This is a genomic window from Chryseolinea serpens, assembly GCF_900129725.1.
Lineage (GTDB): Bacteria > Bacteroidota > Bacteroidia > Cytophagales > Cyclobacteriaceae > Chryseolinea > Chryseolinea serpens.
In genome coordinates this window covers 721,934-737,670 of the sequence record NZ_FQWQ01000001.1, presented here as the reverse complement: position 1 = coordinate 737,670, position 15,737 = coordinate 721,934, and the positions used below count along the sequence as shown (strand labels likewise).

Genomic DNA, 15,737 nt, shown 5'->3' with positions numbered 1-15,737 from the left:
ACGAGAAGGGTCAGGCTTTTATTTTCTTATGCTCAAGGGCAGCTTCTACAAACTTGACAAACAGGGGATGAGGGTTCAGCACCGTGCTTTTCAGCTCGGGGTGATATTGAACGCCCACATACCAGGGATGGTCTTTTAATTCAACCACTTCCACCAGGTTCGATTCGGGGTTCACGCCCACTGCTTTGAGGCCGGCATGTTCCATTTGGTCGAGGTATTTGTTGTTGAACTCATAGCGGTGGCGGTGGCGTTCGTGGATCAGGCTCTCGCCGTAGGCGGCATAGGCTTTTGTTCCCTTTTTGAGCTTGCAATCATACGATCCCAGGCGCATGGTGCCGCCTTTGATGGTGATCTTTTTCTGCTCCTCCATCATGTCGATCACCGGATTCTTGGTCTTGGGGTTCAGCTCCGTAGAGCTGGCTTCCAGGCCCAGCACATTGCGGGCAAACTCCACCACGGCGCATTGCATGCCCAGGCAGATCCCAAAGAACGGTACTTTGTTCTCCCGGACATAGCGGATGGTCTCGATCTTGCCCTCCAGACCGCGCTCGCCAAAACCGGGCGCGACGAGCACGCCATCCAGGTTTTTCAGGATATGGTCCACGGATTCCTTCGTCACTTCTTCGGACGAGATCCATTTCACGTTCACTTTACAATCGTTCTCTGCCCCGGCGTGTACAAACGCCTCGGCAATGGACTTATAGGCATCGGGCAAGGACACATATTTACCCACAAGCCCCACGTTTACTTCGTTAACGGGGTTTTTGAGCTTGCCCAGGAAGTTCTTCCATTGCTCCAGCACGGGCTCCTCTTTAGAGGTTGCTTTCAGTTTAGCCAAAACACGCTCGTCCAGCTTCTCTTTGCGCATCAGGATCGGCACATCATAGATGGTGTCGGCGTCCATGGCTTCGATAACGGAATTGAGGTGTACGTTACAGAAAAGGGCCATTTTCTTGCGAATGTCCATCGGCAAGGGCATTTCTGTGCGGCAAACCAGTATATCGGGTTGGATCCCAGCTTCAAGCAATTCCTTCACGGAATGCTGTGTGGGCTTGGTTTTCAGTTCTTTAGCAGCCTTCAGGTAGGGGATAAGCGTGAGGTGGATCACCATGGAGCTGTTGGGTCCAAGTTCCCATTTCACCTGGCGTACGGCTTCAATAAAAGGAAGCGATTCGATGTCGCCCACGCAGCCGCCGATCTCGGTGATAATGAAATCGTATTCACCACTTTCGCCCAACAGGAAGATGTTGCGCTTGATCTCGTCGGTGATGTGGGGGATTACCTGGACGGTTTTGCCGAGGTATTCGCCTTTGCGCTCCTTAGTAATAACGTTGTTATAGATCCGGCCCGTGGTCACGTTGTTGGCCTGGGAGGTGCGCACGTTGAGGAAACGTTCGTAGTGGCCCAGGTCAAGGTCGGTTTCGGCCCCGTCGTCGGTCACGTAGCACTCGCCGTGTTCGTAGGGGTTGAGGGTGCCGGGGTCGATGTTTAGGTAGGGGTCGAATTTCTGGATGGTGACTTTAAAACCGCGCGCCTGGAGCAATTGGGCCAGGGAGGCGGCGATAATGCCCTTTCCGAGGGAGGATGTAACGCCTCCGGTAACAAAGATATACTTGGCAGTGGTTGACATAGATCTGAAAAAGGCGTAAAAAATCGGGGGCAAAGGTAGGGGTAACGGTTCAAACTACAAGGGATTATTCCGAAGGTTTTCCCGAATCCGCGAGGGAATTCATCGCCTGTATCGGGAGCCTGCCGGATTGCCGATGGGTCCGGGCGCGGGTTTGCCAAAAGTTACTACATTTGCTTTTTGTCTGCACCGATGACGTTGGGTGGAGTATGTGAGCGGGCTTGGTGTGGACGCTTCGCAGGGTTGACGGATGAGCGCCATTTTTTTATCGTGCCATAGCGACCGGCAACGACCGGCCTGTTCGTCCAGGCCGCGATCAACAGAAGCAAATTAGAGAGGACACTTTTTAACCTGGTTGGGTTACTTTGATTTTTTAATACGGATACAGGGTTGTCTATAGTTTAGGAAAAAGGTAAGTCTTTGGCTTAATCGGCAATACCTGTTAATTCGCAGTTTTTAAACGCATTTGCGTATGCCTAAACTTCTACGTCGACCATTTTTTTGGCTTGTTTTCATTATCTCCGCACTCAATCTGTTTTCTTTTGAGGCGTTTTCGCAAGGCTGTAACGGTTTGGACCATACAGGTATCTTCACTGGCTCTATTGCTAACCGCGATAACGGTACGACATGTGCCAACAGTCCCATTACTCCCGGTCTGATTGAAATTGATATTAATAACGTCGACGATTCCGGCGGCGCATCGCTCATACAGTATGAAATAAATTGGGATGACGGATCAGCACCCCAAAGAGTAAACGCTGCAATGATCTCTACCGGTCGGTATTTCGCGTCTGCCACGCACTTTTTCCCCCCCAACGGAGGTCAGGTAAAATGCGAGTACCGCCCAGATGTTCGTCTCGTGGTCGACAATGCAGTTTGCGCCGCTAACCTGGGAACACCGCCGCGCTTTGTTCGTTGGAACACCGACGATGAGAACACGGGAAGACTTTCGCTGTTGGAAACACTTACCAATGTAAACGAGTACTTGGTTTGCGCCGGCGTTGAGACAAACGTTACCTTCACTGATCGCTCGATCCTCAACTGCGTCCCACCCGATCTCGTACTCGGTCCGAACGACAAACAGCGCTGGAGACAATTTATCTATGGCACCGGCGCTTCCAACATCACAGGTGCTGTTAAGATCGGGGGTACGCCGCGCACATTTCCCTTTAACGGGACCGTAGATGCCTCCCCAGTTTCGGTCACAAATTCTGGATTCCCGACGGCAACCACGCAGATCATTACCGTACCGGCAACGGCACAGGTGGGCGAAATCTTCGAGATCACGATGAATTACTGGAATACCTGTAATCCATATAACGTCAGACCCCCTGTCATAGAAACCGCACGGATTAGGATCGTGGACCAACCGCCGCCACCAACAGGAACAGATCAAACGGTTTGTAACGGAACTACCCCTAGCAATTTTAACGTATTAGGCGTACCTGCCGGAAACTTAGTCACCTGGTATCGCAACGTGCCAGGAAGCCCGGACGCGCCCGGTACACCAATCTCGACCGGTACGTCCACTTCGCTTCCGGTATCCTCCGTACCCGGCTATACCAATAATACAACCGCGGGCAATTATATCGTCTGGGCGACCTACAGACCCAATGTAGCCAATGCACTGAACTGCGAAAGCCCGGCTGTAAAACTGACAAAAACCATTCGTGAGGCGATCACCGTTCCGAACCCGACAACGGCACCACCCGCGCAGATTTGTAACGGCAATTCATTTAACGTGGTCATGCCCGCCCCGGCGACAACTACCTTTGGTGGCACCACGGAGTATGTATTTACCGGCGACACCGGTGTCACCCCCAGTGGGACCACGGCCACCTCAACGACCTTTAACGTAGCCGTCGCGTTTGCGCCTGGCCAACTCTATGTCGACCGCAACGTGAGGGTTAGTCGCCGCTATACTTCAAATCCGAACTGTACAACAGACCGGGATTTTACGGTTCGTGTCTTTAATCAAACCGTGCCCGGTACCCTGAGTGGTGTGCCCAATGCGTGCGAGGGGACCTCGGTGGGCCCCCTGACCTTATCAGGTTATGTGGGTACGATCGATCACTGGGAGGTCGAGATCAATGGAGGTGGATTCAACACATACACAGGCCCCGCATCGGGTAGTTCGATTACGCCGGGCGTCTTAACGGCCGGAACCTATGCCTACAGAGCAGTGGTTGACAACGGTCCTTGTGCCACGGTGAACAGCAACACACAAACGGTGGTCATAACCCCGAACCCGACACCTCCGACGGCAGGAGCAGACCAGGCATTTTGCGGATCGCTCACTTCCTTGCCACTGACGGCTACACTGACAGCGGGAACAGGTACCTGGAGTTACAAATCAAGCGTGCCGGCAGGAAGGCCGGCCCCTGGATATACAACAAACGCCAACGATCCCAATACAGCCCTTACCATCGGAAGCCCTACGCTTGCCGGGGAGTATACGATGGTGTGGACGGTCGTGACCGGGTCATGTACGTTCACCGATGAAGTTATCATTGACTTTGGTGCAAACCCGACTCCGATTGCCGCCATGCCAGCTATCAGCGCGTGCGGCGAAACGGCAACCTTGGCAGCCCCCGTACCGACGATCGGTACAGGCGTCTGGACCGTCACCGGCGGTTCCGCTGCTGCCCTCACGATCGTGGATCCCACATCACCGACCACGGATGTAACCCTCAATGGCCCTGCCTTTGCCTACGGTGCCTATGTACTCGAATGGAGAGTGACCAGCGGTAACTGTCCCGCAGCTTTTAACTCGGTGACGGTAACGTACTATCAAAAACCCCAGGTAGCGGCGCCCGATGTCAATAACGTATGTCTTTTGCCCGGTGCAGCCGTCATCACGCCCATCACCATCGCGGGAACATATGGTGGAGGCTCCAATGGAGGAACGTTTTCAGTAGTCACGGGCAATGGATCGATTGTGACCATCATCTCGGGCGGTGGCAATTTATCGGCCACCTACAATGCCAACAATGCCGATTACCTGGCAGGCACCCCGCTAAAGATGAAGGCTACAGCCATTCCGCAACCAGGAAGCACCTGTGCCGCGGCCGACCAGGACTTTACGATCAACGTCGACCGGAAGCCAGTGGCCGATGCAGGACCATCGCCGCTCAATGTTTGCGAGACCAGCGTTCAGATGAGTGCCCAAAATCCGGCGCCCTTTGGCGCTACGGGTAAGTGGACCGTTGTGTCAGGGAGCGCAACCATCTCGGACGACACGGATCCCAATGCCACCATTGGTAACCTGCCGGCCCCGGGCAACTCAGTAACGGTGCGCTGGACCCTCACCAGCGCCGGAGGCAACTTGTGTACCGATTTTGACGATGTAGTTATCAACCGCATCACCGCACCGAGCGCCTCGAACCTGACTCCACTGCTTTGTGAGGTGGCTCCTGCTGGAGCACCCGTCACCACCACGGTGCTGCTCACCGACTATGAAAGTGCCATCACCGCCGTTCCTGCTGCCAACCGCACGATACAGTGGTATGAGGATGGACCTCCGCCTTTGGGAACATTGGTGGCCGATCCTACAGTTCCTTTCATGAATGTGCCTGATGGCAAAGTGTATATTGCCCGCATTAAAGAAACCGCGACAGGATGTACCAGCGATGGAAGTGTTAGTATAAACATTCGGCCGCTGCCCAGCGCACAAGATGCTACCGTGGCCCTTTGTGAGGACACACCTGGCTCCAACACAACCAGCAACGTCGATCTGATCGGAGACCCGCGCTTCAAAAACGCAGTGACTACTCCGGGTAACGCGATAGCCTGGTTCAATACATTGCCCGATGCCCAAAACAATGTCAATCCCATTGTGGCGCCTATCGCTTCCGTGGTAGGAAGCAAGGACGTATATGCGCGTGTTACTTACATGACGTTGCCCAGTTGCCCTACCATTGTGAAACTCACCCTGCAGGTTAACTTGCTCCCTAACGACCAGGCCATCATTGGAGACCCCACGGTGTGCATGGGTGCTTCCGGGCAACCTGTGAATACTTTACCGGTTCAAACCTACCAGGTGACGAGTGTACCTGGAGCTAAATACTACTGGACGGTCCCTACGGGCCCCGGTCAATTTATTGTTTTTGCCGGTGGTACGGTCAATGACTTTTATGTGCTGCTCCAATTCCCTTACACGGCCACACCTACGGCTGCCGATATAAAAGTGAGGATTGAATTGAACGGCTGTAGCACATCGGATGTGCCGCTCACCATCCTAAGGTCGCCTCAACCCGTGGCGCCAATCATCACAGGAGACCCTGTGGTTTGCGAAAACGACAATTCCATACCATATCATGTTTCGTTGCCCAACCCGGCATCCAACTATAACTGGGAGATCCGCAGGCAATCCGACAACTCGATCGGAGGGGCCTTTGTGAGCAGCGGTCAGACCTTCCCCGACATCTTTGTCGAGTTTTCAAACGAAGACGTGGTGATTGCCGTGACGGAGGTGAACAACGTGTGCGTGAGCCCTGAGGGCACCTATAACGTTCAGGTCAACAAAAGGCCCATTATGGCCGACAATGATCAGGCCGTATGTAGCGACACACCAACGAATATCGTCTTTGCAAAATCAACCGGACCGGGCCCCGTAAGCCCTGTCGATATCGACAAATACACCATCAACGATGCTATTTACTCGGCCGGCCTCGGGTATATAACGCCCAATGCACCGGAGACTTTCCCGCAGACCAACCTGGCGGCCGATTTTATACAAAATCACGTATTCGAAAACTTGTCGGCTTCGCCGCTGCCGGTGAGCTATACCGTAACGCCCATCAGTGAAGTGACCACCGTTTTCCCCATGCCCATCGGACCGATTACGAAAGAATGCCCGGGTACGCCCCAAATCATCACGGTGACGGTTCGTCCGCAGCCTCAGTTGAGCCCTGGTCTCGACAAGATGATCTGTAGTGACGAACCTACCGGCATCACGCTGATCTCGCGGGCCAACACGTTCCCTGCAGACCGGTTTATCATCAACAGCATCATCGTGCCTCCTGGGGTAGCGCCGACGTCGGCTATACCGGTGGCCGATGGGACCACGCTATATCTTGATGACGTCATTCACGACAACACCTGGGTCAACACGACAGGCGTAAATCAGGACGTCAAATACGTGATCCTTCCGTACAGCTCTTCGCTGGGTTGTGCCGGTAGTCCGGCAACGACGGTCACCGTGACGATCTACCCCCGTTCGGATGTCGACCCTGTGGTGGTGCCCAATTTGTGTAATGGCGATCCTTTGAATGTTGCGTTCACCTCGCCCAACAACTCCGACGCAAACTTTTTGTGGCTGGTGAAGAGCTACGATCCCAACATCAACATCGGCAGCCCGGCAGCAGGCCTGGGCAACATCTCCAACATGATCCTGACGAACACCTCGTCGACCTTGGATGGTGTGGTGACCTTTGAAGTCCGCGCGAAAAATCCTTCCACAGAAGAAGGCGCTGGCGGATGTACCAATCCTCCTCAGACCTTTACCGTAACCGTACTGAAATCGCCGGTGGCCAATGGCCAGATTTTGACGGTTTGCTCCGACGTTCCGGGTGGCACAACCTATACGGCCGATCTCACGGCCCTGGAAATCAGCGTCACGCCCGATGCCGGCACACCCACGACAGCCATCACCTGGTATACTTCCGATCCACGCCTGGGCCCGGCCGCTGCGATACCAGCAGCCAACTTGCCCGCCTATGTGGTAACGAACGGCGTACCCTTGTTCGTGGAAGTGGTGTATACGCCCACCGGCTGTAAAAAAGTGGTGACGGTCACGCACACGGTGAACCCGAGCATGTCCATCAACAAGACCATCACAGATCTCAAGTGTAATGGCGACAATACCGGTGAGATCACCATAACCGTAACCAACGGTACGCCCGTCTATTCTTATCGCATCGACGGAGGTCCGTTTATCAACGCCGGTACGACCTTCTACACCTTCTCCGCGCTAGCTGCGGGTGGACATTCAGTAGAGGTGCAAGATTCAAAGGGCTGTACCTTGTCGGACGTGATCACGGTCGTTGAACCGGTGGCCCTGACGTCGGTCTTGAATATTGATCAGCAAATCACCTGCTTCCTGGGCAAGGATGGTATCATCAGTACCGCCGCAGCCGGAGGAACAGCGCCTTACTCACAATACCTGTTGTTGCAAACGAACACCACCGACCCCAATAACGACGGCATCTTTGATAACCTTGGCGTAGGTTCCTACAACGTGCGCGTGACCGATGCTCACAATTGTACGACAACGTCCAACCCCGTCACGCTGGTGCAGCCTACCCAGGTAGAGATCAACAGCATGGCTTCCGCCGTGGATGCCAACGGCTTTAACCTGAGCTGCCACGACTACCCTGATGGAGAGATCGCTACCACCTTTTCAGGCGGTAATTCTCCCCAGGACTACACGCTGACCTTAACCAAGTCCAGCGATCCGGCAAACCCCATCATCGCCAACACGACCACGAACGGTCATACCTTCCTGAACCTACTCGATGGCAACTACACCATGATCGTCAAAGACGTGAAAGGTTGCCCGTCGCTTCCGGCTTCGGCTATCATTGGCAATCCCCCTGTGTTCAACCCCGGCTTCATCGGCAGCGATCAGGCCATTTGTATTGGACAGGATCCGGTGGCGATCATCGAACAAGCGCCGCCTTCCGGTGGCGTGCTGAATTACAAGTTCAGATGGCAGATGTCGTTCACAAACAACGATGCCGATTTCTTTGACATTCTTCCGGCGGAGACGGGACCTACCTATGATCCCCCGGCCATCACGCAAACAACCTACTACAGAAGATTGGTGGAAAGCGTGTCCACGCGCACGGGTGTATCCTGCGATGTCAAAGGCAAGGACAACATCGTGAAGGTGACCGTGAACCCGCTGCCGGAAGTACTTTTCTCCGGTGCGTCTCAACTTTGCGAAGGGTTGACGCTGGTGCTGAACATCCAGCTTAATGTGGGCCGTGCACCTATTGAATATGACTACTCGGCCGGATCAGACACCTACGTCAATCTTGCCGGAACCGCCAGCACAAACATCGAGATCCCCAACTTCTCGCAGACGCAGACCTACAAGCTGCTCCGCGTGAAAGATGCCAACGGCTGCGTGGCCACAGACGTTCCTCAGACCGTGACCACGAACGTGATCAAGATCAACTCCGACTTCCAGGTACTGGCTCCCGACGCACAGTGCTCGGGTGGAACGTTCACCTTCCAGTGGTTCGTGGAACCGGATGTGACCTATACATGGGACTACACCGACGGATCGCAGGATGTATTTCTCCCCGGCTCCATTGGGTTGGGCACACAAACCGTTTCCCACGTTTTCACAGCGGGGTCGACACAGAACAACACCATCTATCCCGTGAAGCTGACCGCCAGCAATCCCGGTAGCGGATGTAGCGACAAATTCAGCACGAACCCTATTAAGGTTTTCCCCAGAGTGTCGCTCAACATCACCCCCGGCGACCCGATCCTCTGTAGCGGCGAAAGCATTCGCTTCAAAGATCAGTCGGAAGGAGTGGACATTGGTCATTGGTATTATCACGAGATCGGAAAGACCGACCGCCTGGACGAACGCACCGGTCCACTGCCCGATGTTACCTTTGTGATGACCAACAACACGACGACCAATCCTATTGTATACGAAGTGGTTTACGAAGCCAACAACAACGAGGGATGCGGCGATGTATACAAGAAAGAAGTAAAAGTATATCGCGGCGTCACCGCCGCCATCGGCAACGTTCCGGATCCCCCGTCACCTTTTGTTGGCGGAGTGTCAACGGTGCAGTTCATCAACAACTCGACGCCTGTCGATCCCACCCAGTTTGAATACACCTGGGACTTCGACGACATCAAGGCCACACCCCCCAGCGCCAACGGAGCAGGACCCTTCACCGTGGACTACTTCTCGCCTGGAGTGAAGAACGTCATCCTCAAAGCCGTCAACATCGACGCCCGCGACATCGACAACAAGCAGTGCGTGAGCGCTGTCAGCAAGCCGATCAACATCGAGCTGCCACTCTTGAAAGCGGCCTTCAAGGCCACACCGCTTGCGGCTTGTTTCCCGGTGGACATCACGGTCGAAAACCTGTCGCCCGGAGCGGATACGTTCTATTGGGAATTGTATGATCAGAATGGCCTCGTCACCACATCGAACCTGCGCGAGCCCGTCTTCCGCATCCTGAAACCCGGCAAGTATGACATCTACCTTACGGCCAGTTTCCTGGCGACGGGACAGACCGACTTTGCCAACCAGAAAGGCATAGAAGTATACGATGTGCCCTCGGCGCTCTTCCAACTGAGACCGAATCCCCTCTACGTGCCCGACACGGAAATGCAGACCTTCAACCAGTCGCTGCGCGCAAGCCAGTATGAGTGGGATTTTAACGACGGCGACAAATCGAACGAGTTCCAACCCCGTCACTTATACAAACTGGAAGGCAAATACATCGTCACCCTCACCGCCGGTTATGACAACGGCAACAAGGACGTTGACGGCGACGGCGTGCTGGACGGAAACATTGTTTGCTACGACACAGCACAACAAGAAGTGACCGCCCTCGATGGAGGCTTCATCAAGCTGCCCAACGCCTTCACGCCAAACCCCAACGGGTCCACGGGAGGCGTCCCCGGCAACGGAACGTTTAACGACGTGTTCCTGCCCATCACCCGCGGTGTACAAGAATTTGCCATGCAGATCTTCGACCGGTGGGGCAACCTCATCTTCGAAAGCAAGGATAAGAACATCGGCTGGGATGGCTACGACAAGAACGGAAGGCTCATGCCAGCGGGAGTGTATGTCTACAAACTCGTCTTACGGCTCTCCGATGGTCAGCGGACCACCAAGCTCGGCGACGTGACATTGATACGGTAAACCAGTGATACCCTGGGATGCAAAGCGATCCCAGGGTATACATTTTTTGATTTTGAAATTTTGTAACGAGGAATTTTGATTAACCGGGAATGAAAAAACTTTTACTCATCGCTTTTGTCTTTATAGGGCTCGCGGCGTCGGCACAGGATCCGCAATTTTCGCAATACTACCAGGCACCGCTTTATCTTAACCCCGGCTTCACCGGCATCACACCCCAGCAACGCATCGTGCTGAACCACCGGATCCAATGGCCCAGCCTGCCCCAGGCTTTCCAGACCTCCGCTTTCTCGTACGACATTTTTGTTAACGAACTCCGCAGCGGCTTTGGCCTGCTCGTCACCACCGACAAAATGGGTTCCGCCGGCTGGCGCACCACAACGGCTAGCCTATTGTATTCCTACAAGATCAAACTCACCGAAAAGATCGTCTTCTCACCCGGCCTCTCCTTCGGCTACGGCACCAACGGCCTCGACCGCTCCAAACTCCGCCTCGGCGACGGTCTGGAATACGACGGAATCTCCCTGGACCCCGACGTGAACAAACTGGGCCGCCAAAGTTATTTTGACTTCGGCTCCGGCTTCCTGCTCTATTCAAAGAGTCTCTGGCTCGGCGCTTCTTTCGCACACATGAACCGGCCCAACTTGTCCGTCCTCAACGACGTGAGCCGCCTCGGCATGAAAACCGCCATCCACGGCGGCATCCGTCTCGACCTCAGTGGCGGCCTGAGCAACCGTGGCCGCGCCTCTTACCTTACGCCGTCCTTCATCTACCGCATGCAGGGCAACACCTTCACCCAACTCGACCTCGGCCTGAACTACCACGTAGACCCCATCTCCGTCGGCGTCTGGTACCGCGGCAAGCCATTCCAAAAAACGGTGATCAACAGTATCACTCAAGATGCCCTCATCCTCTATCTTGGCCTGTACTTCAAGAGCCTCACCATCGGCTACAGCTACGACTTCACCATCTCCGAAATGCAAACCGCCTCTGGTGGTGCACACGAAATCTCCATTGTGTATGAGTTCAATTCGAAGCCTTCGAATAAGAGTGTGAAGAAGAAGTATAAGCTGATTCCTTGTCCGACGTTTAATAGTAAGGAAGGGTTCTGGAATTAGAAGGCTAGCTGTCTCTGAGGCTATCCGCCTGTTGTTAGCCCCCGAGTTCAGGGATTCATTGCGCGTTTGAGTAGTATCCACATACCTTACTCGCAATCGCCGAGGCATTGGCGATATAAAAATACCGACCGGATGATTTCTTAACTTTTTCCCAAACAGCGAAACGGATGAACGCGCTCAGCAATGTAAATTTCAAGCAGGGGATAGTAGACTATAATACTTTTGATATTGATTTCTCAAAACCCATGCATGAGCAAATTTGGGAGCTTAATGAGGACTTAGTCCAAGTAATTTACTTACACGGGACGGATACCCATGTTCTTGACGTTGGCTGGTATCCTGGAAGTGAGTCTGACGGAAATGCAGGATTCAAAATTTTCGTGATCAAAAATCAACGTTGGGAGACCCCCATTTTTTCAAAATCTGCCAGAAATGAATCGGATTTTTTTTCCGTTTTGAACGAAGCAATAGAAATCGCCTCCGTTTCTGCTAGCGCCTAAAGGGGAGATGGTTTCAAAATCTGGCCAAAGAAGAATAGTTTCCTTTTCATTCTTGCCTACAAATTAAATTTCAATTAAGAAAATGATCTCATTAGAAGCAGCAAAGAAAATTGTTTCAGGATATTTAGATAGTGGTCGCAATGATGACTATTCTTTGATTTTAATTGAGGATCTGATCAGAGAAGAAGAATTTGGATGGGTTTTTTTTCTATAATTCAAAAGAATTTTTAATTGACAAAGACCCAGCTTATCAATTATCAGGAAATTCACCGCTAATTGTTGATAAATATTCTGGTAAGATATTTATTACCGGTACAGCCCATAGTATAGAATACTATATTGAAAGATATAAAAGGGATAATAATTCATTAACTGAAGTGGATATTAATTAACCCTCAAGTTCCCTGCCGGCTTTAAAGGCACAGAGTTGCTAACGGCAAAGCTGGAGCGTCAAAAGGCTGCCGAAAAACAGCGGCTCGATTGGCTGTCAAAACTGACTAGCTCAGGGTAGGGAAGACCCTCAGCATACTCCTCCAAATGTGCCCAATAGTAGCCTCCCTGAATTAGACGATTCATCTCAACTATTTCCATCTGTCCATCATCCTACCACTGGATGATCAAAATCAACCCATTTCCACCCCCTCGAAATTACTGGAAATGCTTTGTAACTTTCTCCAACTCTCAAAGTACCCTCTCTATGCTGCGCAACTACCTAAAAACCGCCTTCAGAAGCCTGCTTAAGAATAAGGGCTTCTCCATCATCAACATCCTCGGCCTGGCTATTGGCATCGCCTCCTTTGTGCTGATTGCCCTCTACGTGCGTCACGAGCTGAGCTACGACAGGTTCAACCAAAAGGCTGATCGCATCTTCCGGATCGTCGAAAACCTGCGGACGGAGAATGAGATGCTATTCCAGTCCACCAGTTCGCCCCCGATGGGCCCTGCGTTGGCCAGCCAGATGCCGGAAGTGGATAAGTTTGTCCGGATGCAGGATTGGAGCTTCCTGGTGCGTAAGGGCGACGTGTCGGTCTTTGAAGAGGGTTGCCTGCTCTCGGATTCAACGGTATTTGATATTTTCTCCTTTCCGCTGCTGGAGGGCAACCCCAAAAAAGCGCTCACCGAACCTTACAGCATCGTGTTGACGACGTCCACAGCGAAGAAATATTTCGGTGACGAGCCTCCCGTGGGCAAAACATTGAACATGAACGGGGAGGAATATAAAGTCACTGGCCTGGTCGCGGATGTTCCCGAAAACTCACACATCCGGTTCAATATGTTGGTCTCTTTCCGAACCTGGAGCGACCAGGTGAATCAGCCCATAAATAATATGTGGTTCTGGAACGGCTTTCATACTTACCTGTTGCTCAAAGAAGGAGAGGGGCAGGTGGAAAAGCTCAGGGCAAAAATGCCCGACTTCATCACTCGGAACATGGAGAAAGGCGGCATGTATTACGAGGACCTTCCCTTGCAGCCGCTGACGTCGATTTATTTGGAAACGCCGCGGTCGTGGGAAAATGGAAAACGTGGAAGTCAGAATAATATTTACACGTTGTCAATCATTGCGGGCTTTATCCTGTTGATCGCCTGTTTCAACTACATCAACCTCGCCACGGCACGTGCCTCGCGGCGGTTGAAAGAAGTTGGACTTCGCAAGGTGCTTGGCGCGCAACGCCGTGCGCTGGTCTATCAGTTCCTCGGCGAATCGATCATTGTGAGCTTCCTGGCAACCGCCTTTGGCTTCGTTCTCGCCGCCCTTGTTTTACCGGTATTCAATACGTTGGTCGAAACACCTTTGGTTTTCAGTCTGTTTCCAGGCTCGTTGACCACGTGGGGTGGGTTTTGGGTGATCGCGATTGTGCTGGGGTTGCTCTCCGGTGTGTATCCGGCGTTGGTGATCTCGGGCTTTCAGCCGCTGCAGATCTTCCGTGGCGCGCCACAATCTATCTTCGGTCACAACGGACTCCGGAAGATGCTGGTGTCCGTCCAGTTTGTTATTTCCATTGTGCTGCTCGCCGGCACGCTGATCGTATTCGAGCAACTCGACCTGCTGCGGAGCCGCGACCTGGGTTTTGTAAAAGAAGCAACCTTGTTAATTCGCAACAATGGCGACCGTTCGATGGTAGACCGTTGGGAAACCGTGAAAGGAGAGTTGCTGAAAGTGCCGGGGGTGTTGTCGGCGGCGGCGTGCAGCACCGTGCCGGGCGAGCCCTCCAATAATCTCTATGCCACCATCGAGATGGAAGATGGCAAGTTATCGCCCTCCAACATCAACACCAATTTCATTGACAGCGATTTTCTTCCCGCCTACGGCATTGAGATCATCGCCGGTCGCAATTTCATAAAGGGCTCCCGTGCCGACGACACGACCGCGTTCATCATCAACGAAACGGCCGTAAAAGATTTCGGCTGGAAACCCGAACAGGCCCTCGGAAAGAAGGTCGATCAAAACGGAAAGCAAGGTACGATCATTGGCGTGGTGAAGGACTACCATTACCAGTCGCTACATCACAAGGTGGCACCGTTGATCATGCAAGAAAACAAATGGGCCTATTCCACGCTCTCGTTAAAGATCAAGTCAGACAATATGCAGGCCACCATCAAGTCGATCGGCATCAAATGGAAGGACCTCACCAACAATTTACCCTACCGCTATTCCTTCCTAGACGATGACTACGACCGCCTCTACAAAGCCGACGCCCAACTCGGACAGGTCGCCGGCATCTTCGCCGGCCTGGCCATCGCTGTAGGCTGCCTCGGCCTCCTGGGCCTGACCTCATTCTCCGTCGAGCGCAGAGTAAAAGAGATCGGCATCCGCAAAGTACTGGGCGCCACCCTGGGCAACATCATCCTCATCATCTCCAAAGAATTTGTCGGCTTGATTCTCCTGTCTTTCGTCGTCGCCATCCCCATCACCTGGTACCTGATCACGCGCTGGCTAGACAACTTCACCGACAAGGTCACCATCGGCCCCGTCAATTTCCTTGTCGCCGGCCTATCCGTCCTGACCCTCGCCTGGCTCACCATCAGCTACCTATCCTTCAAAGCCGCCAACTCAAATCCGACCAAGGCACTAAGAAACGAATAGGCACAACCACCCGTCCGCCCGCCGCGCCGCCGCCCTTGTTGGTGTTCTTCACCAACAAGGACAGCTGCAACAAGTCATTGCTATGACCATGCATTCCAGCACGCCACATCAACAATCTCCAGCCATCGACAACAACACTCTAAATCCTTACTCGAGTTACTAAGGTCCGCGACCACGCTTGTTGGTGTCCCCACCAACAAGTTTCAGCGGCCAGACTCACTACCAATACCCACCAGTCGCCGCGTTCACCACCACGATACACCATCACCACATTAATCCCAACGCTAACAGAATAGTAAAACACCGATAAAGTAAAAATCACAACCCATACCGTGTTTTTAGATTACCGCCGCCCTTGTTGGTGTTCTTCACCAACAAGGATAGCTGCCACAAGGTATTACTATGATCATCATACCCCCACGCCACATCAACAATTCCCACCCATCGACAACAACACCCTAAATCCTTACCCGAGCTACAAACGTCCGCGACCACGCTTGTTGGTGTCCCA

The 15,737-nt window shown here is 53.1% G+C and carries 7 protein-coding genes; 6 read left to right on the top strand and 1 reads right to left on the bottom strand.

Features of this window, described 5'->3' with window-relative positions:
* Positions 1–10 precede the first annotated feature (10 nt).
* Complete coding sequence (locus BUB30_RS02840) at positions 11–1,630, bottom strand: CTP synthase (protein ID WP_073130889.1); 1,620 nt, start codon at positions 1,628–1,630, stop codon at positions 11–13.
* A gap of 760 nt (positions 1,631–2,390) precedes the next feature.
* Here BUB30_RS02840 and BUB30_RS02835 point away from each other — a divergent pair.
* The 6 genes from BUB30_RS02835 to BUB30_RS02820 all read left to right on the top strand — a co-directional run bounded on the left by BUB30_RS02835 (position 2,391) and on the right by BUB30_RS02820 (position 15,226).
* Entirely contained in the window at positions 2,391–10,526 is an 8,136-nt protein-coding gene (locus BUB30_RS02835) for a PKD domain-containing protein (RefSeq protein ID WP_178377002.1), read from the top strand.
* An 89-nt stretch (positions 10,527–10,615) separates the two neighbouring features.
* On the top strand, positions 10,616–11,641 hold the full coding sequence (locus BUB30_RS02830; RefSeq protein ID WP_073130885.1) for a PorP/SprF family type IX secretion system membrane protein: 1,026 nt from the start codon (positions 10,616–10,618) through the stop codon (positions 11,639–11,641).
* Positions 11,642–11,808: 167 nt separating this feature from the next.
* The gene (locus BUB30_RS02825) at positions 11,809–12,141 is read left to right on the top strand and encodes a hypothetical protein (protein WP_073130883.1); all 333 of its coding nucleotides are present in this window, start codon (positions 11,809–11,811) and stop codon (positions 12,139–12,141) included.
* Positions 12,142–12,223: 82 nt separating this feature from the next.
* Entirely contained in the window at positions 12,224–12,355 is a 132-nt protein-coding gene (locus tag BUB30_RS35745; protein ID WP_262485783.1) for a hypothetical protein, read from the top strand.
* Positions 12,333–12,533 carry a YrhB domain-containing protein gene (locus BUB30_RS35915; RefSeq protein ID WP_394333991.1) on the top strand — a complete coding sequence of 67 codons (201 nt, stop codon included), beginning with the start codon at positions 12,333–12,335 and terminating at the stop codon, positions 12,531–12,533. Before BUB30_RS35745 ends, BUB30_RS35915 begins: the two co-directional genes overlap by 23 nt.
* Positions 12,534–12,838: 305 nt before the next feature.
* A complete protein-coding gene (locus BUB30_RS02820; protein ID WP_073130881.1) occupies positions 12,839–15,226 on the top strand; it encodes an ABC transporter permease in 2,388 nt (795 codons plus the stop codon).
* Positions 15,227–15,737 lie beyond the last annotated feature (511 nt).

Coding starts and splice junctions, on each gene's coding strand:
- BUB30_RS02830 (WP_073130885.1), top strand. CDS start 10,616: ATGAAAAAACTTTTACTCATCGCTTTTGTCTTTATAGGGCTCGCGGCG.
- BUB30_RS35745 (WP_262485783.1), top strand. CDS start 12,224: ATGATCTCATTAGAAGCAGCAAAGAAAATTGTTTCAGGATATTTAGAT.
- BUB30_RS02840 (WP_073130889.1), bottom strand. CDS start 1,630: ATGTCAACCACTGCCAAGTATATCTTTGTTACCGGAGGCGTTACATCC.
- BUB30_RS02835 (WP_178377002.1), top strand. CDS start 2,391: ATGATCTCTACCGGTCGGTATTTCGCGTCTGCCACGCACTTTTTCCCC.
- BUB30_RS02825 (WP_073130883.1), top strand. CDS start 11,809: ATGAACGCGCTCAGCAATGTAAATTTCAAGCAGGGGATAGTAGACTAT.
- BUB30_RS02820 (WP_073130881.1), top strand. CDS start 12,839: ATGCTGCGCAACTACCTAAAAACCGCCTTCAGAAGCCTGCTTAAGAAT.